Origin of the sequence: Geodermatophilus sp. CPCC 206100 (assembly GCF_048569675.1) — a bacterium.
Lineage (GTDB): Bacteria > Actinomycetota > Actinomycetes > Mycobacteriales > Geodermatophilaceae > Geodermatophilus.
In genome coordinates this window covers 42,934-62,241 of the sequence record NZ_JAQISV010000036.1, presented here as the reverse complement: position 1 = coordinate 62,241, position 19,308 = coordinate 42,934, and the positions used below count along the sequence as shown (strand labels likewise).

Here is a 19,308-nt window from a genome sequence, read left to right as displayed (position 1 = left end):
GGTGGAGCGAGTGGTCGGCGAGCACCTGTCGCCGGCCGTCCTCCCCGACCAGCGCAGCGGTCCGCCCGACCCCGTCCCCTTCCGCCACGCCGCCGCCGTCGTCGACACCCGGGCGCAGCTCCTGGCGGTCGCGCTGCCGTTCCTGGACGCCGGCCTGCGGGCCGGTGACCTGGTCGCGCTGACCTGCCGGCCGGAGACCGCCGACCGGATCTGCGCGGAGCTCGGCGAGCGCAGCCGGCAGGTCGAGTCCGACCGCGCCCTCAGCCTGCTCGGCGCCCGGGCCCCCGACGCCCTCGGCCGGGCCCGGGGGTTCGTCGCCCGGGCCGCGGGCCAGGGGTCCGGTCGGCTGCGGATCCTGTCCGAGGTGGACTTCGAGGCCTCCTCCGCCGGGTGGCGGGAGGGCCTGCGCTTCGAGTCGGCGTGCAACCGCTTCATGCGCGACGCCGCGGTGACCACGCTGTGCCTGTACGACCGGCGCCGGCTGCCGGAGCCGGTCGTCGACAGCGTCGCGCACACCCACCCCGAGCTCGTCTCCGGGAGCACCTGGGCGGTCAGCCCCGCGTTCCAGGAGCCGCGGTCCTACGTGGCGGCGCTGCCGGTCCCGCGTGAGCCGATCGAGGACACCGAACCGGTCCTCGCGGTCGACGACGCCCCCGCGCTGGCCGGGCTGCGGCACCGGATCGGCGCCGCGCTGACCGCCCTCGTCCCCGACCGCGAGCAGCGGGAGGACCTCCACCTGGCCACCAGCGAGGTGGCCGCCAACGCCTTCCGGCACGGCACCCGTCCCGTGTCGGCGCGGATCTGGACCGACGGGACCCTCGTCGTCTGCACGATCAGGGACGCGGGGCGGTCCTTCGGCGACCCCCTGGCCGGGTTCCAGCCGGCCCACGGCGACGACCTCAGCCGCGGCGGCATGGGCCTGTGGCTGGCCCGCAAGCTCTGGGACGTGGTGGACCTCCTGCCCGGCCCCGACGGGTTCACCGTCCGGCTGACCACCCGCCTGCGCTGAGTTCCCTCCCGACCCCGCTCCGTCCTTGACGCGTCGATTCCTCACTGCTGAGGTATCGACGTGATCGTGGTGACGGCGGCGGGCGGGCAGACCGGGACCGCCGTCGTCCGGGCGCTGCGCCGGCGCGGGGAGGCGGTGCGGGCGGTCGTCTCCCGGCCCGGCCCCCGGCCGGAGCTCGCCGAGCTCGGCGCCGAGGTGGTCGCGGCCGAGCTGACCCAGCCGCTGCCGTGGGCCGACGTGCTGGCCGGCGCCGACGCCCTGTACCTGATCTGGCCGAACTTCGACCCCGACGAGGCCGAGGGCGCCGCCGCGATCTTCGGCGAGGCCCGCCGGGCCGGCGTCCCCCGGGTCGTCTACCACTCCGTGCTGCGACCCCAGGCCCGCGCGATCCCGCACCACGCGGCGAAGGACCGCGCCGAGGAGGCGCTGGACGCCGCGGGGCTGGCCTGGCGGGTCCTGCAGCCCTGCGCCTACGCGCAGAACCTGGACGACGCGCTGTCCGAGGTGGCCCGCACCGGCCGGCTGCGCAGCGCCTGGGGGCTGCGGACGGCGCAGTCGCTGGTCGACCTGACCGATGTCGCCGAGGCCGCGGCCGTGCTGCTCACCGAGGACGGCCTGGACGGCGGCACCTTCGAGGTCGCCGGCCCCGAACCGCTTCCGGCGGGCCGGATCGCCGAGCTCATGGGGCAGCGGCTGGGGCGGGACGTGGCCGTCGAGGACGTCGTCCCCCGCGGGCCGGTGCCGGCCGCCTACGCGGGGCGCTGCCGCCGGCTGATGTTCGACCACTACCGCGCGCACGGCTTCGTGGGCAGCCCCCGGGTGCTCACCGCGCTGCTCGGCCGCCCGCCGCGCGGCTACGCCGAGCACCTGGCCGACGTGGCGCTGCCCGCGTGAGGGAGCCCGACGGCGAGGACGCCGTGGACCTGATCCTCGAGCAGTGGACGCGGGAGCGTCCCGACCTCGACTGCTCGCCGATGGGCGTCATCGGCCGGATCACCCAGCTGCAGCGCGAGGTCTTCCTCGCCCAGCGGGCCACCTTCGCGCGGCACGGGCTCGACGCGCCGTCCTTCGACGTGCTGGCCGCGCTGCGGCGGGCCGGGGCGCCCTACCAGCTCACCCCGACGGCGCTCATGCGCACCGCGCTGGTCACCTCGGGCGCGATCACCCAGCGGCTGGACCGGCTGGAGGCCCGGGGGCTGATCACCCGCGAGCGCAGCGAGGCCGACGGGCGGGCCGTCGTCGTCACGCTGACCGAGGCCGGCCGGGCCGCGCTGGACGCCGCCCTGCCCGACCACCTGGAGACCGAGCGGCAGCTGCTGGAGGGGCTGCCGCACGCCGACCGGGAGCAGCTGGCCGGGCTGCTGCGCCGGCTGCTGGTGGCGCTGGGCCGGCTCCCCCAGCGACCCTGACGTCGGTTGTCGCGACAACCGACGCGCCGTCCCCGTCGGTTTCCGCGGAAACCGACGGTCAGATGCCGGGGAGGTCGCCGGGCTCGAGGTCGGGGCGCACCCGGACGAAGCGCAGCGGGTGGCGGAAGACGCCGGCCTGCAGCGCGGCGTCCGCGCTGACCTCGACGACGACGTCCGGCTCGACCCGGGTCAGGGGCACCGACAGCCGGCCGCCGCCGAAGCGCCCGGTGCCGATCCGCTCGGGCCACGGGTGCCCCGGCCCGGCGGGTGTCAGGACGGCGGCCAGCTCGGCGGCCTGCGCGGGGGACAGGGGGCTGGTGCGCCCGACGACCACCAGCTCGCCGTCCCGGTACCGCCCGGCCACCAGCTGGCTGGGCCGCTCCAGGGCGCCGATGACCCCGCCGGCCACCACCTCCGTGGTCTCCCACGACTTGACCTTGACCCACTCGCGGCGGCCGGGCGCGTAGCGGGTGCCGGCGCCCTTGGCGACCAGCCCCTCCACCCCCGCGGCCCGCCAGTCGGCGAACCACTGCCGGGCCTCGTCGGGATCGGTGGTGGCGGGGGAGAGCTGCAGCGGCGGCGCCCAGCGGCCGGCCAGCTCCTCCAGGGCCGACCGCCGCTCGCGCAGCCGGCGGCTCCGGAGGTCCGCACCGCCCAGCGCGAGCAGGTCGAACGCGACGTAGGACGCCGGGGCGGCCGCGACCTGGGCGCCGATCCGGCCCGGCGGGGTGACCATCCGGCGCTGGAGCAGGCCGAAGTCCAGCCGCGAGCCGTTCCACACCACGACCTCGCCGTCCACCACGGTGCCGGGCGGCAGCTGCGCGACGGCGGCGGCGGCGACGTCCGGGAAGCGGTCGGTGAGGTCGCGGCCCTGCTTGGACCACAGCCGGGTGGTGCCGCCCGTGCGGACGACGACCAGCCGGTAGCCGTCCCACTTCGGCTCGTAGAGCACACCGCCGGGCAGGGCGTCGGCGCGCGGGATGTCGCGGACGGCCTTGGCCAGCTCCACGGCGACCGGGCCCGCGAGCTCGGGCGGGACGTCGGGCAACCCGGGGACGGACAGCGGCACGCCGGACAGCCTGCGGGCTGGTGCGCCCCTGCGCAGGCGGCTGAGCTGGCGGTTCACCCCTTCGTGGCAGGTCGCCACCCTCCGCGAGGACACCGGCGTCCGGCACGACCCGCGCCGGCGGGTCAAGGCACGATCGGGTCACGGCCCGTTCCGGGGCACGATGGGCGGGGTGACGGAGCGCAAGCCGCCGGGGATGTCGTTCGAGACCTGGGTGGAGTCCCAGATCAGCCAGGGGATGGCGCGCGGCGACTTCGACGAGCTGCCGGGCGCCGGCCGGCCGCTGCCCCGGTCCGACCGCGAGGAGACCGCCTACGACTGGGCCGTGGCCAAGGCCCGGCGCGAGGGCGTGGACACCGGCGCGATGCTCCCGCCCGGCCTGGCGCTGCGGCGGGAGCGCGACCTGCTGCCCGACCGCGCCGCGGAGCTGGAGTCGGAGGCCGCCGTCCGCGCGCTGGCCGAGGACTACAACGCCCGGGTGGAGGCCTTCTGGCGCCGGCCGCAGGAGAGCCGCTGGGCGCCGGTCCCCGGCCTGGCCGACGTCGAGGCGCTGGTCGAGCAGTGGCGGGCCACCCGGCCGCCGGCGCCGCCCCCGCCCGAGCCGGCGCCCCCGCCGGTGCGGCGCCCCGGCTGGTGGCGACGGTGGCGCGCTGACCGGTGAGGTTGGCGGGGGAGGAGGCCTCACGCCGAGATCGGCGGTCTCGGCGGCTCCGCGGCGGGAACCGGGCGAGACCGCCGATCTCGGCGGCTGGTCAGACCGCGGCGGGCACCCGGTCGAGGAAGCCCAGCACCGCCCGGATCCGCCCGGCGTCGTCGGTCAGGGCCACGTCGACCCCGGCGATCGGCGCCTCCTGACCCTCGGGGCCGAGGATCCACGGAAAACGCAGCTGGTCGTGGTGCGCGTCGACCGGCCCGGCGAGCGTGAACACGAAGCCGGGGAACTGGCCCTGGACGGCGGCGATCGTGGCGTCGAGCGCGTCGCGCCCGGTCACGTCGGCGAGCGGGTCGGTGTAGCGGACGTCCGCGCTGAACAGCTCGTCCACGGCGGCCCGCCGCGCGGCGGGGTCGGTCTCGTTCCACGCGGCCAGGTAGCGGGCGGCGAGGTCGGGGGTGGCGGTCATCGGGGTTCTCCTCTCGGGTCAGGAACGGCGCAGACCGGCGGCCTGCGCGGTGGCGAAGCCGGCGACGACGGCGGCCTGGAGGACCAGCCAGACGGCGCCGACGGTGGACGGCGAGCCCAGCCCGGCCAGGACGACCGCGAGGCTGCCGGCGGCCCACAGCGCGTTGGCCGTGACCACGGCCCGGACGGCGGGCGCGGCGGGCCGGGAGCCGACCAGCCAGACGAGCGCGGCGTAGCCGAGCAGGAAGACGCCGACGCCGCGCAGCCAGCCGGCGGGCAGGCCGAGCAGGTCGGCGAGGGGTCCGGCGGCCAGCAGGTAGGCCGCGCCGTTGGCGGCGGTGACGACGGCGTCGAGCCGCAGGGCCAGCCGCAGCAGGCCGGCGGGGGCGGGGGCGGTGGTGGTTGTCATGGCGACCACGCTGGCGGGCGGGGTGCGGCCGGTCGATTACCCGGGAGGTAGGCGACGGGGGTTCCTCGCGTCGCTAGCGTCCGTGCCGTGACCACCGTCGAGGCCGGGACGTCCGTGGGGGAGCTGCTGCGGGACTGGCGGCAGCGGCGCCGGTTGAGCCAGCTCGACCTGGCCGGGGAGGCCGGCGTCTCCTCGCGGCACCTGAGCTTCCTGGAGACCGGCCGGTCCCGGCCCAGCCGGGAGATGGTGCTGCACCTGGCCGAGCACCTGGAGGTGCCGCTGCGGGCGCGCAACGAGCTGCTGCTGGCCGCCGGCTACGCGCCGGTGTACGGGCGCCGCCGGCTGGAGGACCCGGACATGGCCGCCGTCCGGACCGCCCTCGACCTCGTGCTGGCCGCCTACGAGCCCGCGCCGGCGCTGGTGGTGGACCGCGGCTGGCACCTGGTCACCGGCAACCGCGCCCTCGCGCTGCTCACCGCCGGTGCCGACCCGGCGCTGCTGGAGCCCCCGGTCAACGTGCTGCGCCTGGGCCTGCACCCGCGCGGGCTGGCGCCGCGGATCCTCAACCTGCCGCAGTGGCGCACCCACCTGCTCACCCGGCTGGCCCGCGAGGCGCACCTGACCGCCGACCCGGCACTGTCCGCGCTGCACCGGGAGCTGGTGGCGATGCCGGGCGGCACCGACCGCCGGCTCCCCGACGGGATCGCCGTCCCGCTGCGGCTGCGGCACGGGGACGACGTGCTGTCGTTCCTCAGCACGGTGACCACCTTCGGCACCGCCGTCGACCTCACCGCGGCCGAGCTGTCGGTGGAGGCGTTCCTGCCGGCCGACGCGCACACGGCCGAGGTGCTCCGCGCGCTGTCCTGACCCGGGCACGTTCGCCCGTGGCGGATCCGCGAGTCGCCTGGCCGGCCCCGGGTACCGGCCGGGTCTGCCGAGAGGAGAGCGACATGACCGAGGTACCAGGCACCGACCGGGACCAGGCCCGGGAGAACGTCCTCGCCGAGACCCCGCTCGTCCCCGAGTCCGTCGAGGACGCCGCCGACGAGCCGACAGGCGAGGGCCCCACCGGCGACGACGTCAAGCCGGCGCCCGGGAGCACCGAGCCCATCACCTAGACGCCGGCAGCTCGTGCTCTGCCCACGGTGGTGGGCAGAGCACGAGCGTCCGGGGTCCTGCTACAGGACGTCGAACTCGTTGAACGCCGCGCCGCCGGAGAGGGTCGCGTAGCCGGGACCGCGGTCGAAGAACGGCTCGTCGCCGGTCCGCGCCGCCCGGCGCTCCTCGCGCAGCGCGGCGGTCGCCGCCTCGTCCGCGGTGCCGTCCTCCCGGACGACGACGCCGTAGTCCGTGCGGGCGCCGGCCACCGACACCTTCCGCCAGGCGATGTCCCGCAGGACCTCGTCCACCGGGCGGTCGAGCGGGTCGCCCCAGCCGCCGCCGCCCGTCGTCCGGATGCGGACCACCGTGCCGGCCGTCAGCGGCTCCGCATCGGCCAGCGCGTCGACCTCGTGCTCGCCCGGGCCGCCCGGGTCGACGGTGATCTGGAACGGACGCCCGGCCTTGCCGCCCTTGACGCCCCAGCAGGCGAGGATCGAGCGGTCGGCGATCGACATGAAGTGCGCGTCGCGCAGCACCCGGATGTGCTTCTCGTAGCCGCAGCCGCCGCGGTAGCGCCCCGGGCCGCCCGAGTCGATCGCCAGGCCCAGCCGCTCCACCCGCAGCGGGAAGCGCCCCTCGGTGAACTCGGTGGGCAGGTTCCGCGAGTCCGGGACGACGTGGATGGTGTCCTCGCCGTCGGCGTAGTACCGGCCGCCGGAGCCCCCGCCGAGCACCTCGCGCATGAGGTAGGGCTGCCCCTCGGCGTCGGTGCCGTAGACGCCGGTGTAGCGGATCGTCTCCTGGTCGGCCGGCATCCGGCCGCCGGTGGCCTTGGCCAGCACGCCGGCGAGGACGCCGAGCAGCCGCAGGATGACGAACGTCCGGGCGTTGGTCGGCGCCGGGAAGATCGGCGTGAGCAGCGTGCCCTTCTCGGGGAAGCGCATCTCGATGAGCGGGACGACGCCCTCGTTGACGTCCAGCTCGGCCATGCGCTCGGGCGTCTCGGCCAGGTTGCGCAGGATCGGGGCCAGCCACTTCTTGAGGAAGTTGCCGTCGGCGTAGTCGCCGCAGTGGTTGATCGGGCCCTTGGCCTGCGGGCCGGTGCCGGTGAAGTCGATGACCAGCGGGGTCTCCTGGGTGGAGTCCATGGTCAGCGTGATCCGCTGCCGGTGCAGCTGGGGCTCCTCCACGCCGTCGTGCTCGGCGTAGTCCTCCCAGACGTAGGTACCGTCGGGGATCTGGCTCAGGATCTCGCGCCGGTAGACCTCGGTGGAGCTGGCGAGGATCGCGTCGAAGCAGGCCTCGACGGCCGCCACGCCGTACCGGTCGAACAGCTCGCCGAGCCGCCGCGCGCCGGCCAGGCAGGCCGAGCACTCGGCGTCGAGGTCGGCGGCCAGCGAGTCGGGCATCCGCGAGTTGCGGGTCATGATCTTCAGCGCGGACTCGTTGGGCACGCCGCGGTCCCACAGCTTGATCGGGGGGACCATGAGGCCCTCCTCGTACACGCTGGTCGCCGCCGAGGGCATGGAGCCCGGCACCGCGCCGCCGATGTCGTCGTGGTGGCCGAAGGCCTGGATGAAGGCGACCACCCGCTCCTCGCCGTCCGCGTGCGCGAAGACGGGCACGGTGACGCACAGGTCGGGGAGGTGGCCGATCCCGCCCTCGGACAGGTAGACGTCGTTGTGGAAGAAGACGTCACCGACGTTCATCGTCTCGATCGGGTAGTCGCGGACCACCGGGTGCACCAGGGCCGAGTACGAGCGGCCGGTGAGCTTGCGCAGCTGCCGGTCGTGGATGCCGGCGCGGAAGTCGTGCGCGTCGCGGATCATCGGCGACCGCGAGGTGCGCCCGATGGAGGTCTCGACCTCCTTCTCGATCGCGGCCAGGGTGCCCGCGACGATCTCGACGAGCACCGGGTCGGCGGCGGTCTTGCCGTCGGTCAGGCTCACTGGGCCGTCTCCTTCGTCAGCAGGATGTTGCCGTGGGTGTCGACGGTCGCGCGGAAGCCGGGGTGCACGGGCACCGTCGAGCCGAACTCCTCGATGATCGCCGGGCCGCTCACCACGTCGCCCGGGCCGAGGTCGGGGCGGTTGTAGGTGGGGGTGTCCACCCAGTCGTCGAAGAACACCCGGCGCGAGCCCGTGACGGCCCGGTCCGTCCCGCCGTCCTCCGGGTCGAGCTCGACCATGTCCGGACGGCGGATCGGCCCGATCCCGCTCACCCGGAGGTTGACCCACTCCACGGCCTGGCGCGGGTCGTCGGCGAAGTCGTAGCCGTAGAGCTGGCGGTGCGCGGCGTGGAAGGCCCGGGCGACGTCCTCGGTCGCCGCGGCGTCGAGCTCGCCCTCGGCCACCGGCACCCGCACCTCGAACGCCTGGCCGACGTAGCGCAGGTCGGCGGTGCGCTGCATCCGCTGCTGGTCGCGGGCGAAGCCCTCGCCGTCCAGCGCGACCTGCGCCTGGCCCTCCAGGTCGGCGTACACGGCGCGCACCCGGTCCAGGTCCAGGTCGGCGTGCCGGCTGACCACGGTCTGCACGTAGTCGTTGCGGACGTCGACGGTGAGCAGCCCGAACGCGCTGACGTTGCCCGGGTTCGGCGGGACGAGCGTCCGGGGCAGACCCAGGATGTCCATGAGCCGGCAGGCCAGCAGCGAGCCGGAGCCGCCGAACGTGGTCAGCGTGAAGTCGCGGACGTCGAGACCCCGGGCCACGGTCACCTGGCGCAGCGCGTTGGCCTGGTTCCAGGCGGAGATCTCGAGGATGCCGGTGGCCGTCTTCTCCAGCGAGAGGTCCAGCTCCGCGCCCAGCCGCTCGAGCCCGCCGCGGGCGGCCTCCACCGACAGCGGGATCTCGCCGCCCAGCAGGTGCGGGGGGATCCGGCCGAGCGTGACGTGCGCGTCGGTGACGGTCGGCTGGTCGCCGCCGCTCGGGTAGCACATGGGGCCGGGGTCCGCGCCGGCCGACTTGGGGCCGACCTTGAGGGTGCCCTCGGGGGAGAGCCAGGCGATCGAGCCGCCGCCCGCGCCGACGGTGACCACGTCGATCATCGGGATCTTGGACGGGTAGTCGCCGACCGAGCCCTCGGTGGTGAGCGTCGGCTCCCCGTCGATGACGACGGTGACGTCGGTGGAGGTGCCGCCGCCGTCGCAGGTCAGCACGCGGTCGAAGCCGGCGGTGCCCGCGATGAGCGCCGCACCCAGGGCGCCGGCCGCGGGGCCCGACAGCATCGTGGTGATCGGCTGGTGCACGACCTCGCCGGCGCTGAGCACGCCGCCGTTGCTCTTCATCACGTAGAACGGCACGCCCGGGGCGATCTCGTCGAGCCGGGTGCGGATGTTGGTGACGTAGGCGCCGACCTTGGGCTTCACCGCGGCGTCGACCAGCGTGGTGACCGACCGCTCGTACTCGCGGTACTCGCGCAGCACCTGGCTGGACAGCGAGACCACGGCGCCGGGGTGCTCCTCGCGGATGACCTCGAGCATGCGGCGCTCGTGCGCGTCGTTGGCGTAGGCGTGCAGGAAGCAGACGCCGACGGTCGCGATGCCGGCGTCCCGGAAGAAGCGGGCCGCGGCGCGGGCGTCGCCCTCGTCGAACGGCCGGACCTCCTCGCCCCGGTGGTCGAGGCGGCCCCGGACGGTGCGGACCAGGTCGGCCGGGACGATCCGCGGCGGCTTGACCCAGAAGTAGCTGTTGCCGTAGCCGTCGGGCACCGACTGGCGGGCGATCTCCAGCACCGACTCGTAGCCCTCGGTGGTGATGAACCCGATCCGGTCCAGCTTGCCCTCGAGCAGCTGGTTGGTGGCGACCGTCGTCCCGTGGCTGACGGCGGTCACCGCCTCGCCCGGCAGGTCCATCAGGTCCAGCACCTTGCGGACGCCGGTGAGGAAGCCCTCGGCGGGGTCGGCGGGGGTGGACGGCGTCTTGGTGGTGGTGGTCTGCCCGGTCTCCTCGTCCACCGCGACGACGTCGGTGAACGTCCCCCCGGTGTCGATGCCGATGCGGACCCGGCGGGGCGGCGCACTCATGCGGATATCTTAGCGTTGAGATACTGGCGGGGGAAGCGGCGTCCCGGAGCTCGCCGCGCGCCGCTGTGACCCCCGCCATAGTGTCGCCGCGTGCCGGATCCCCAAGGGACAGGAGCGTGCGGCTGATGACCGTCGACGGAGACAGCGCGGCAGGGACCCGGCGCCGGCGCCGGCCCGGCGGGACCGCGCTGGTCGTGGGGGCGGTCGCCGTCCTCGTCGGGACCCTGGTGCCCACCGGCACGGCGGCGGCGACGGGCGGCGGCACCGGCTGCGCGGAGCTCGCCGGCACCGAGGTCGCGGCCGGGGCGATCGGGCTGCCGACCGGGGGAGCGGTGGTGGACTCCGCGACCGTCGTGCCGGCGGCCGCGCCGCTGGGCGAGTACTGCGACGTCCGGTTCACCGTCCGCCGCGTCGACCCGGCCGCGCCCGACATCCACGCGCGGGTGAACCTGCCGGCGGACTGGAACGGCCGGGCGATGCACTTCGGTGGCGGCGGCTACAACGGCACCGTCCCCGAGGCCACCGGCAACGCCCCGTCGGCGCCGCCGGGCACGGTCCCGCCGCTGGGCCGCGGCTACGCCACCTTCGCCGGCGACTCCGGGCACACCGGCGGCAACGCGACCTTCGCCCTCAACGACGAGGCGCTGGTCAACTTCGGCTACGCGGCGCTGAAGAAGACCCGCGACGTGGCGATGGAGCTGGTCCGGGCCCGCTACGGGGCGGACCCCGCCTCCACCTACTTCGTCGGCAGCTCGCAGGGCGGCCGCGAGGGCCTCACCGTCGCTCAGCGCTTCCCGGACGACTACGACGGCGTCCTCAGCCGCGTGCCGGTCGTGCCCTTCACCGGCCTCCAGCTGGCCGGCAACCGGGTGGGCGCCGCGGTGGCCGCCGGCGGGTGGATGGACCCGGCCGAGATCGCGCTGCTCACCGACGCCACGTTCGCCGCCTGCGACGGGCTGGACGGCGTGGTGGACGGGCTGATCGCCCGCTATCCCGACTGCGACCCCGACCCGGCCGCGCTGCTGTGCCCCGCCACCGTCGACCCGGCCACGAGCACCACGTGCCTGTCCCAGGCGCAGGTGGACCTGGTGCGCACCGTCCGGTCCGACCTGGAGTTCGACGCCCGGATGGCCCACGGCGTCCGGTCCTACCCGGGTTGGCCGGCCGGGCACGAGGCGGCGTCCTGGCCGTTCTGGATCACCGGGGCCGCGCCGCTGCCGGCCGACCAGCTGCCTGGATCGGTGCAGCCGGGCGGCGTTCCGCCGGGCGGCAGCGCGGTCGGCAACTTCGGCGCCCAGTGGGTGCGCTACGCCATCGCGCGCGACCCCGACCTCGACACCTGGTCCTTCGACCCGGACGACCCGCGGTGGCGGGAGCGGATCGAGACGGTGTCGGAGATCGTCGACTCCACGGACCCCGACCTGTCCGCGTTCCGCGCCGGCGGCGGCAAGCTGATCGTTCAGGAGCACTTCGGGGACTACGCGCAGAGCGGCTTCGCCGGTGCCCGGTACTTCGAGTCCGTCGTCGACGAGCTGGGCCGCCGGAAGACCGCCGACTTCGCCCGGCTCTACGTCTCCCCCGGCGCCGACCACGGCGGTCAGGGCGCTCCGGCACTGGTGGACTGGGTGGGCCTGCTCGAGGCGTGGGTGGAGCAGGGGGAGGCTCCCCGGGACGTGGTGCTCAGCGGGGCCGTCGGCGACGTGGCCCGCACGCTGCCGGCCTGCCAGTACCCGGAGTGGCCGCGGTACCGGAGCGGCCCGGTGGAGGACGCGGCGAGCTACGTCTGTGTCGGCGGCGGGGGGCGCGGCTACCGCTGACCGGAGCTCCGGCGGGAGCGGGCGGTCAGGACGACGGGCCCGCCCCGCCGACCGGGTTCGCTCCCGACCCGCCCGCGCGGTCCTCGGGTGCCTCCTCTCGGGGCGGCACCGGCTCCTCCGGGAGGTCGACGTCGGTGGTGCCCGCTCCGGCCTCCCCCGGGAGGTCGTGCAGGGCGTCCTCCGGCGCCAGGAAGGCGTCGTCGGGTCCGGTCATCGCGGTTCCCCTCCCTCGTCCTGCACGTCTCTGAGCGTTCCCCGGCGGAACGCCGCCAGCCGCTCGGCCTCGGCGCCGATCGCTCCGCGCAGCGCGGCCGTCGGCGTGCGCCACAGCTGTACCACCAGGGTGAGCGACGAACCCGACTTCCGGGATGCCGGCGGCCCGCAGCGGCCGGGCGGCAGGGAGGTCGCCACGCCCGGGACCGTAGTGCCGGGCACCGACGTCGGCCCGCGCCGTTGTCGTCGGGGTGTGATCGTGGTCTCATGCCGGGGCGGCGCTGCCGGGGGGCGCGCCACGAGGAGGCGGTCGGGTGCAGCCCTCCCTCGCCGAGGAGGTCGTGGCCGCGACCGGGGCGCTGCTCGCCGTGATCGCCGCCGACGGCCGGATCCTGCTGGCCAACCCCGCGCTGCAGCGGTTCACCGGCCGCTCGGCCGGGGAGCTGCTGGGCCGGTTGTTCCACGAGGTGTGGGTCCTGCCCGAGCACGTCGAGCTGGCCCAGGACGCCATCGCCCGGTCGATCGCCACCGGCACGGCCTCCCCACAGGAGGCCGACTGGCTCACCGGGGACGGGGGACGGCGGCGGGTGGCCATGCTCAACGACGTCCTGCGCGACTGCGCCGGCCGCCCCTACGCGGTGGTCACCCTCGGCATCGACGTCACCGACCAGCGCCAGCGCGAGGCCCGCCTGCACGAGCGGGCCGAGACCGACCGCCTCACCGGCATCCCGCACCGCGGCGCGCTGTTCGACACCCTCCGCCGGCACCTGGACCCCGTGGACGGCGCGGGCTGCGCGGTGCTCTTCTGCGACCTGGACCGCTTCAAGCGGGTGAACGACGACCACGGGCACGGCGTCGGCGACCGGCTGCTCAGCGAGGTCGCCGCCCGGCTCAGCGACCTGGTGCGGCCGGGCGAGGTGGCGGCCCGCTTCGGCGGCGACGAGTTCGTCCTGCTCGTGCCGGGGGACGACCCGGACCGCGTGGCGTCCCTGGCCGGCCAGGTGGCCGCCGCGCTCGCCGCACCGTTCGACGCCGCCTGCGGGCCGCTGTCGATCGGGGTGAGCATCGGCGTGGCCGCGGGCCGGCCCGGGGAGACGGCCGACGAGCTCATCGGCCGCGCGGACCGGGCGATGTACGGCAGCAAGACGCACCGCCGCCGGCGCACGGCCGACGACCGGGACGACGGCGGTGCGGCCGCTCAGCGCCCCGGCCGGCCGATGCCCGCGCCGTAGAGGACCGCGAGGACGGCGCCCGGCGGCCCCGCCACCCAGATCCACCACGGGTGGACGAACTCGCCGGTGGTGACCGACACCAGGGCCCAGACGGCGAGGTTGATGGCGACCACGCTCGCCCAGATGATCGTCAGGACGCGCATCGTCGTCCCGGCAGCGTCGCGGGAGAACACCCGGCCCGGCGGCGGCGGGGGAGCGGGCGGCTCGGGCAGGTCCCGGGTGACGCGGGCCAGGTCGCCGCGGGTGCGCGCGGCCCACGCCGACTGGACCCGGGTGTCGAACTCCTGCAGGTCCAGTTGACCCGCGGCCACCGCCCGGCGCAGCCGCTCCTGGACCGCGGACCGCTCGGGGTCCGAGACGCGCATCTGGTCGGGGAGCACGGGATCGGTCACGCCCCGATCGTCGCCGATGAGCCCCCCGCGCGACAGCCGCCCTCGCCTGACCCAGGGAGCACGGGGTCCGTTCTCTAGTCGGCGTCGGCCTGCCACAGGTCGGGACCGAACACCTCGTACTGGATGTCGCGCGGCGTCACCCCGCGGTCCAGCAGCGTCTGGCGGACCGCCTTCATGAACGGAAGCGGGCCGCACAGGTAGTAGACCGCCTCGTCGGGGAGGTCCACCTCCGACAGGTCCATGACGCCCTCGTGCACGCCGTCCACCGGCAGGCTGCACTCCGCGCCGCGCTCGAACCAGACGTGCAGCTGCCCGCTCTCCAGCCCGCGGACGTCGCTGACCACCTGCTGGCGCAGGGCCCACGAGGACTCGTCGACGTCGGCGTGCAGCAGGGTGACGTCCAGGTGCGAGCCGGCCGCGGTCAGGTGGGAGATCATGCCGGCCATCGGGGTGATGCCGATGCCGGCGCTGGCGAACACCGCCGGCCGGGAGTCGTCGAGGACGACGTCGCCGAAGGGCAGTGACATGGTGAGCGTGTCGCCGACGTCCACCGACTCGTGCAGCAGGTTCGACACCTCGCCGTCGGGCTTGCCGTCGCCGTGCACCCGCTTCACCGCGAACGAGCGGTGCTCGCCGTCGTCGGCGCGGGTGAGGCTGTACTGCCGCGGCTGCCGGAGGCCCTCGGGCACCAGCACCTGCACGGTGACGTACTGGCCGGGCAGCGAGGTCTTGACCAGCCGGTCGTCGATGCGCTTGACGGTGAAGACGACGACGTCGTCGGTCTCGGGGCGCTTGTCCACGACCTCCCACTCGCGCCAGACCGTCTCCGGACGCACCCCGCGGGCGCTGTAGAGGCCGCGTTCCTGGTTGATCAGCGCCCAGGCCATCAGCCAGTAGACCTCCTCCCAGGCGGCGGCCACCTCGGGCGTGACCGCGTCGCCGAGGACGTCGACGATCGCCCAGAACAGGTGGTCGTGGACGACCTGGTACTGGGCGGCGGTGATGCCCAGCGACGCGTGCTTGTGCGCCACCCGGTTGAGCAGCTGCTCGGGGAGCCGGTCGGGGTGGTTCACCAGGGCGCTGGCGAACACCGCCACCGAGCCGGCCAGGGCCTGCTGCTGGGTGCCCTCCGCCTGGTTGCCGCGGTTGAAGACGCCGTCCTGGAGCTCCGGGTGCTCGCCGAACAGGTGCGTGTAGAACCGCTCGGCGATCGCGCCGATGTTCTCGCCGACCACGGGCAGGGTGGCCTCGATGACGGGCCGGGACTTCTCGGACAGCACGGCGGCTACCTCCCCCTCAGCTGGAGTGACGGGTCCGTCACGTCCTGCCCACCTAACCGCAGCGGCGTGCGCCCCGCAGGGGAACGGGGTCAGTCCTCCGTCAGCCGGCGGAGGATCCGGGTCAGCGCGGTGCGGTCGGCGGGCTCGAGCCGGGTGAACAGGTCGCGGGTGTCGGCCGCCCGCGCCGCGGCGACCTCCCGCTGCACCTGGGAGCCGGCCGCCGTCGGCGTCAGGACGACGGCCCGCCGGTCCCTGGGGTCGGGACGGCGCTCGACCAGCCCGCGGGCCTGCAGCGCGTCGGCGACCTCGGTGGCCGAGCGCGGCGCGATGTGCAGGGCCTCCGCGAGGTCGGAGAGGCGGGTGCCCGCACGCGTGCAGACGACGTGCAGCGCCCGCGCGTGGTGCGGGGAGAGGTCCCACGGGGCGAGGGCGTCCCGCCAGCGCCGCCGCTGGGTGCGGGCGGCCCGCATGAGCAGCTCGCCGAGCGCCTCGGCGTCCTCGTCGGCCACGGGACGACGATAGTCCTCAGAGCGCGGTACCCTCATCGTGAGGTAACCTCAGCACCTTGAGGAGGTGGTTGTCGTCTACTCGATGGCGGAACCCGGCGGTGGAGGCGGGGGCGGGCGCTCGGGGCGCACCGCCGATCCCTCCGACCGCGCCCAGCTGGCGTCCGCGCCGGTCCCCCTGCGGCGGGTCGCCGCACTGTTCGCGCCCTACCGGTGGCAGGTGGCCACCGTCGTGGCGCTCATCGTGGCCAGCTCCGTGGTGGCGCTGGCCACGCCGTTCCTCGTCCGGCTGGTGATCGACGAGGCCATCCCGCGGCAGGACGTCCCGCTGCTGGGCTGGACGGTCGCCGCCATGGTCGGCGTGGCCGCCACCACCGCCGTCCTCGGGGTGGTGCAGACCTGGCTGTCCACGACGGTCGGCCAGCGGGTCATGCACGGCCTGCGGACGGCGGTCTTCAGCCACCTGCAGCGGCAGTCGCTGGGCTTCTTCACCCGCACCCGCGGCGGCGAGGTGCAGTCGCGGCTGACCCACGACATCGGCGGCATGCAGTCGGTCGTCACCTCGACCGCCACGTCCCTGGCCTCCAACGCGACCACGGTGGTCGGCACGGTGGCCGCGATGGTGGCGCTGTCCTGGCGGCTGTCGCTGCTCTCCCTGCTGGTCCTCCCGCCCGCCGTCCTGCTGACCCGCAAGGTGGCGCGGATGCGCCGCGCGGTGACCGCCGAGCGCCAGCGGTCGCTGGCCGAGCTGCACGCCCAGGTCGAGGAGGGGCTGTCGATCAGCGGCGTGCTGCTCGGCAAGACCCTCGGCGCCGGGCCGGCGCAGTCCCGGCGGTTCGCCACGACGTCGGAGGACCTGGTCGGGCTCGAGGTGCGCTCCCAGCTGGCCGGGCGCTGGCGGATGGCCACGATGAGCATCGTGTTCGCCGGCATCCCGGCGCTGATCTACCTGGCCGCCGGCCTGCCGGCGACCTCCGGTGGCATGACCATCGGGACCCTGGTCGCCTTCACCGGGCTGCAGGGCTGGCTGTTCCGCCCGCTGATGGGCCTGCTGGACGTCGGCGTCTCGGTGACCAGTTCGATGGCGCTGTTCAGCCGCGTGTTCGAGTACCTGGACCTGCCGGTGGAGATCGACGAACCGGCCGATCCGGTGCCGCTGGACCCGGCCGCCGTCCGCGGCGAGGTCCGCTTCGAGAACGTGTCGTTCACCTACACCGACGGGCACCGGCCGGCGCTGGACGGCGTCGACCTCGTCGTCCCCGCCGGCACGTCGCTGGCCCTGGTCGGCGAGACCGGTTCGGGCAAGAGCACGCTCGCCTCGCTCGTGGCGCGGCTGGCCGACCCCACCCGCGGCCGGGTGACCATCGACGGCGTCGACCTCCGCGACCTGTCCCTGGGCACGCTGGCGCAGGTGGTCGGCGTGGTCGCGCAGGAGACCTACCTGCTGCACACCACGGTGCGGGAGAACCTCCGGCACGCCCGTCCGGGGGCCGGTGACGCCGAGATCGAGGAGGCCGCCCGCCGCGCGCAGGTGCACGACGTCATCGCCGCCCTCCCCGACGGCTACGACACCTTGGTCGGGGCGCGCGGCCACCGGTTCTCCGGCGGGGAGAAGCAGCGGATCGCCATCGCCCGCACCCTGCTGCGCGACCCGCGCGTCCTGGTGCTGGACGAGGCCACCAGCGCCCTCGACACGCGCACCGAGCGGGCCGTGCAGGCCGCGCTCGACGAGGCCAGCCGCGGCCGGACGACGATCACCATCGCGCACCGCCTCTCCACCGTGCGGGAGGCCGACCGCATCGCCGTCCTCTCCGCCGGGCGGGTGGTCGAGACGGGGACGCACGAGGAGCTGGTGGCGGCCGGCGGGCGCTACGAGGAGCTGGTCGCCGCGGGCGAGCGCGAGGTGGCGCTGGCCGCCTGATCCAGGCGCCGTCCCCCCTCCGAGCACGGGCAGGTGTGCCGGCGCGGGCCGATGAGTCCCGGGCGCGGGCGCCGTCTCAGCACGGAGGGAGCGGTCACCCGGACCGCCCGGACCCGGAGGAGGCCCCGTGCGACCGCTCGTCGTCACGATGTTCCTGACCATGGACGGCGTCGTGCAGGCGCCCGGCGGCCCGGGGGAGGACCCCGCGGGCGGGTTCGCGTACGAGGGCTGGCTGGTGCCGCACTTCGACGAGGACCTCGGCGAGCAGATCGAGGAGTGGTTCACCTCCGCCGAGGACTTCCTGCTCGGCCGCGGGACCTACGACATCTTCCACGCCTCCTGGCCGAAGATGCGCGACGAGAGCAGCGCCGTCTCGACCGGGCTGAACGACAAGGTCAAGCACGTCGCCTCGCGCACCCTGACCGCGGTCGAGTGGGACACCGCGCGGCTGATCGAGGGCGACGTGGCCGAGGCGGTGCGCGCGCTCAAGGCATCCGACGGCGGCGAGCTTCAGGTGCACGGCTCGCCCGGCCTGGTGCAGACGCTGCTGCGCGAGGACCTGGTCGACGAGCTGCGGCTGGTCGTCTTCCCGGTGACCCTCGGGCCGGGCAAGCGGCTGTTCGGCGAGGGCACCGTGCCGCGGACCTGGCGGCTGACCGCGTCGAAGGTCACGGGCTCCGGCGCGCTGATCGCCACCTACCAGCGGGCCGGCGAGGTGGAGGTCGGCTCGATGGGGCCGGAGTACGAGGAGTGACACACCCGGGAAGGTGAGCGGCGCGCGACCGGTTGCTCGTGGCAACACCCAGTGAGAGGCCCCGCCATGAGCATCCCGTTGTCCGTCCTCGACCTCGCGCCGATCGCCAAGGGCGCGACCGCGTCCGACAGCATCGCCGCGAGCGTCGCGCTGGCGCAGTGCGCCGAGGAGGCCGGCTACCGGCGGGTCTGGTACGCCGAGCACCACAACATGCCGACGATCGCGTCCTCGGCGACCAGCGTGCTCATCGCGCACGTCGGCGCGCGGACGTCGTCCATCCGGCTCGGCGCCGGCGGCGTCATGCTGCCCAACCACTCGCCGCTGACCATCGCCGAGCAGTTCGGCACCCTCGAGGCGATGTACCCCGGCCGGATCGACCTCGGCCTGGGCCGGGCACCCGGGTCGGACCAGAACACGATGTACGCGCTGCGCCGCGACCCGCACTCGGCCGACCGCTTCCCGCAGGACGTCCTCGAGCTGCAGGGCTACCTGACCGGTCAGTCGCGGGTGCCGGGCGTCGACGCGGTGCCCGGCCGGGGCTCCAACGTGCCGCTGTACGTGCTGGGCTCCTCGCTGTTCGGAGCCAAGCTGGCCGCCGCGCTCGGGCTGCCCTACGCCTTCGCGTCGCACTTCGCGCCGGACGCGCTGCACGCCGCCGTGGCGGCCTACCGGCGGGAGTTCCAGCCGTCGGAGCAGCTGGCCGAGCCCTACGTCATCGCCGGCGTGAACGTGGTCGCCGCCGACAGCCGCGAGGCGGCCGAGGAGGCGCTGCAGGCGGTGCGCCGGACCCTGGCCGTCGGGCTGTTCGGGCGGGGCCGGAGCTTCACCGACGAGGAGGCCGAGCTGCTGCTGGCGCAGGGCGCCCGCGCGCACGTCGGCTCGATGCTCACCCACACCGCGGTCGGCACGCCGTCGGAGGTCCGCGAGTACCTGACCGGCTTCGCCCAGCAGGCCGGCGCCGACGAGCTGATCGTCGCCCACCAGTTCCCCGGGGTGGAGGGCCGGCTGCGCTCGGTGCAGCTGACCGCCGAGGCGATGCAGCTCGTCGCCGCCTG

Annotated in this window: 20 protein-coding genes and 1 pseudogene; 11 read left to right on the top strand and 10 right to left on the bottom strand. The window is 75.3% G+C overall.

Annotated elements, in window-relative coordinates:
- Position 1: 1 nt before the first annotated feature.
- Genes PGN05_RS16995 through PGN05_RS16985 form a run of 3 tightly spaced genes read left to right on the top strand, consistent with a single transcriptional unit; the run spans position 2 to position 2,418 of the window.
- Positions 2 to 1,009, top strand: a complete 1,008-nt coding sequence (locus tag PGN05_RS16995; protein ID WP_419753744.1) for an anti-sigma factor RsbA family regulatory protein — start codon at positions 2 to 4, stop codon at positions 1,007 to 1,009.
- A 60-nt stretch (positions 1,010 to 1,069) separates the two neighbouring features.
- Positions 1,070 to 1,903 carry an SDR family oxidoreductase gene (locus tag PGN05_RS16990; RefSeq protein ID WP_419753743.1) on the top strand — a complete coding sequence of 278 codons (834 nt, stop codon included), beginning with the start codon at positions 1,070 to 1,072 and terminating at the stop codon, positions 1,901 to 1,903.
- Complete coding sequence (locus tag PGN05_RS16985; RefSeq protein ID WP_419753742.1) at positions 1,900 to 2,418, top strand: MarR family winged helix-turn-helix transcriptional regulator; 519 nt, start codon at positions 1,900 to 1,902, stop codon at positions 2,416 to 2,418. Before PGN05_RS16990 ends, PGN05_RS16985 begins: the two co-directional genes overlap by 4 nt.
- A gap of 58 nt (positions 2,419 to 2,476) precedes the next feature.
- On the opposite strand, the gene PGN05_RS16980 is transcribed toward PGN05_RS16985, so the two are convergent.
- Positions 2,477 to 3,487 (bottom strand): ATP-dependent DNA ligase, encoded by a 1,011-nt coding sequence (locus PGN05_RS16980; RefSeq protein WP_419753741.1) that lies wholly within the window; start codon positions 3,485 to 3,487, stop codon positions 2,477 to 2,479.
- A 169-nt stretch (positions 3,488 to 3,656) separates the two neighbouring features.
- On the opposite strand from PGN05_RS16980, the gene PGN05_RS16975 reads away from it, so the two are divergent.
- Complete coding sequence (locus tag PGN05_RS16975; RefSeq protein WP_419753740.1) at positions 3,657 to 4,145, top strand: DUF1992 domain-containing protein; 489 nt, start codon at positions 3,657 to 3,659, stop codon at positions 4,143 to 4,145.
- A 91-nt stretch (positions 4,146 to 4,236) separates the two neighbouring features.
- On the opposite strand, the gene PGN05_RS16970 is transcribed toward PGN05_RS16975, so the two are convergent.
- On the bottom strand, positions 4,237 to 4,605 hold the full coding sequence (locus PGN05_RS16970) for a nuclear transport factor 2 family protein (protein ID WP_419753739.1): 369 nt from the start codon (positions 4,603 to 4,605) through the stop codon (positions 4,237 to 4,239).
- A gap of 18 nt (positions 4,606 to 4,623) precedes the next feature.
- Positions 4,624 to 5,013, bottom strand: a complete 390-nt coding sequence (locus tag PGN05_RS16965; protein WP_419753738.1) for a hypothetical protein — start codon at positions 5,011 to 5,013, stop codon at positions 4,624 to 4,626.
- An 87-nt stretch (positions 5,014 to 5,100) separates the two neighbouring features.
- Between PGN05_RS16965 and PGN05_RS16960 the strand changes: the two genes are divergently transcribed.
- Entirely contained in the window at positions 5,101 to 5,880 is a 780-nt protein-coding gene (locus tag PGN05_RS16960) for a helix-turn-helix domain-containing protein (RefSeq protein ID WP_419753737.1), read from the top strand.
- A gap of 83 nt (positions 5,881 to 5,963) precedes the next feature.
- Positions 5,964 to 6,131 (top strand): hypothetical protein, encoded by a 168-nt coding sequence (locus PGN05_RS16955; RefSeq protein ID WP_419753736.1) that lies wholly within the window; start codon positions 5,964 to 5,966, stop codon positions 6,129 to 6,131.
- Positions 6,132 to 6,191: 60 nt separating this feature from the next.
- Here the strand turns inward: PGN05_RS16955 and PGN05_RS16950 are convergent, their stop codons facing one another.
- Both PGN05_RS16950 and PGN05_RS16945 read right to left on the bottom strand, forming a co-directional pair.
- Entirely contained in the window at positions 6,192 to 8,063 is a 1,872-nt protein-coding gene (locus tag PGN05_RS16950; protein WP_419753735.1) for a hydantoinase B/oxoprolinase family protein, read from the bottom strand.
- The gene (locus PGN05_RS16945; protein ID WP_419753734.1) at positions 8,060 to 10,138 is read right to left on the bottom strand and encodes a hydantoinase/oxoprolinase family protein; all 2,079 of its coding nucleotides are present in this window, start codon (positions 10,136 to 10,138) and stop codon (positions 8,060 to 8,062) included. Before PGN05_RS16945 ends, PGN05_RS16950 begins: the two co-directional genes overlap by 4 nt.
- A 125-nt stretch (positions 10,139 to 10,263) precedes the next feature.
- On the opposite strand from PGN05_RS16945, the gene PGN05_RS16940 reads away from it, so the two are divergent.
- Positions 10,264 to 11,955, top strand: a complete 1,692-nt coding sequence (locus PGN05_RS16940; protein WP_419753733.1) for a tannase/feruloyl esterase family alpha/beta hydrolase — start codon at positions 10,264 to 10,266, stop codon at positions 11,953 to 11,955.
- A gap of 25 nt (positions 11,956 to 11,980) precedes the next feature.
- Here the strand turns inward: PGN05_RS16940 and PGN05_RS16935 are convergent, their stop codons facing one another.
- Both PGN05_RS16935 and PGN05_RS16930 read right to left on the bottom strand, forming a co-directional pair.
- Positions 11,981 to 12,169: a hypothetical protein gene (locus PGN05_RS16935; protein WP_419753732.1), complete on the bottom strand. Its 189-nt coding sequence runs from the start codon at positions 12,167 to 12,169 to the stop codon at positions 11,981 to 11,983.
- Entirely contained in the window at positions 12,166 to 12,366 is a 201-nt protein-coding gene (locus PGN05_RS16930) for a hypothetical protein (RefSeq protein WP_419753731.1), read from the bottom strand. Before PGN05_RS16930 ends, PGN05_RS16935 begins: the two co-directional genes overlap by 4 nt.
- Before the next feature lie 116 nt (positions 12,367 to 12,482).
- On the opposite strand from PGN05_RS16930, the gene PGN05_RS16925 reads away from it, so the two are divergent.
- Positions 12,483 to 13,400, top strand: a complete 918-nt coding sequence (locus PGN05_RS16925) for a GGDEF domain-containing protein (protein ID WP_419753730.1) — start codon at positions 12,483 to 12,485, stop codon at positions 13,398 to 13,400.
- Here PGN05_RS16925 and PGN05_RS16920 read toward each other — a convergent pair.
- The 3 genes from PGN05_RS16920 to PGN05_RS16910 form a co-directional block, all read right to left on the bottom strand.
- On the bottom strand, positions 13,367 to 13,792 hold the full coding sequence (locus PGN05_RS16920) for a DUF1707 SHOCT-like domain-containing protein (RefSeq protein WP_419753729.1): 426 nt from the start codon (positions 13,790 to 13,792) through the stop codon (positions 13,367 to 13,369). The two genes, PGN05_RS16925 and PGN05_RS16920, sit on opposite strands and share 34 nt — an antisense overlap.
- Positions 13,793 to 13,866: 74 nt before the next feature.
- Positions 13,867 to 15,072 carry a globin domain-containing protein gene (locus PGN05_RS16915; protein WP_419753728.1) on the bottom strand — a complete coding sequence of 402 codons (1,206 nt, stop codon included), beginning with the start codon at positions 15,070 to 15,072 and terminating at the stop codon, positions 13,867 to 13,869.
- A gap of 89 nt (positions 15,073 to 15,161) precedes the next feature.
- Entirely contained in the window at positions 15,162 to 15,581 is a 420-nt protein-coding gene (locus tag PGN05_RS16910) for a MarR family winged helix-turn-helix transcriptional regulator (RefSeq protein ID WP_419753727.1), read from the bottom strand.
- Between the two features lie 64 nt (positions 15,582 to 15,645).
- Here PGN05_RS16910 and PGN05_RS16905 point away from each other — a divergent pair, with 64 nt between their 5' ends.
- The 3 genes and pseudogenes from PGN05_RS16905 to PGN05_RS16895 form a co-directional block, all read left to right on the top strand.
- A complete protein-coding gene (locus PGN05_RS16905) occupies positions 15,646 to 17,499 on the top strand; it encodes an ABC transporter ATP-binding protein (protein ID WP_419753726.1) in 1,854 nt (617 codons plus the stop codon).
- A 127-nt stretch (positions 17,500 to 17,626) separates the two neighbouring features.
- On the top strand, positions 17,627 to 18,253 hold the full coding sequence (locus tag PGN05_RS16900) for a dihydrofolate reductase family protein (RefSeq protein ID WP_419753725.1): 627 nt from the start codon (positions 17,627 to 17,629) through the stop codon (positions 18,251 to 18,253).
- 66 nt (positions 18,254 to 18,319) lie between these two features.
- A pseudogene (locus PGN05_RS16895) lies at positions 18,320 to 19,228 on the top strand (LLM class flavin-dependent oxidoreductase); the annotation flags it as partial.
- Between the last annotated feature and the right edge of the window lie 80 nt (positions 19,229 to 19,308).

Coding starts and splice junctions, on each gene's coding strand:
- PGN05_RS16970 (WP_419753739.1), bottom strand. CDS start 4,605: ATGACCGCCACCCCCGACCTCGCCGCCCGCTACCTGGCCGCGTGGAAC.
- PGN05_RS16965 (WP_419753738.1), bottom strand. CDS start 5,013: ATGACAACCACCACCGCCCCCGCCCCCGCCGGCCTGCTGCGGCTGGCC.
- PGN05_RS16955 (WP_419753736.1), top strand. CDS start 5,964: ATGACCGAGGTACCAGGCACCGACCGGGACCAGGCCCGGGAGAACGTC.
- PGN05_RS16945 (WP_419753734.1), bottom strand. CDS start 10,138: ATGAGTGCGCCGCCCCGCCGGGTCCGCATCGGCATCGACACCGGGGGG.
- PGN05_RS16940 (WP_419753733.1), top strand. CDS start 10,264: ATGACCGTCGACGGAGACAGCGCGGCAGGGACCCGGCGCCGGCGCCGG.
- PGN05_RS16935 (WP_419753732.1), bottom strand. CDS start 12,169: ATGACCGGACCCGACGACGCCTTCCTGGCGCCGGAGGACGCCCTGCAC.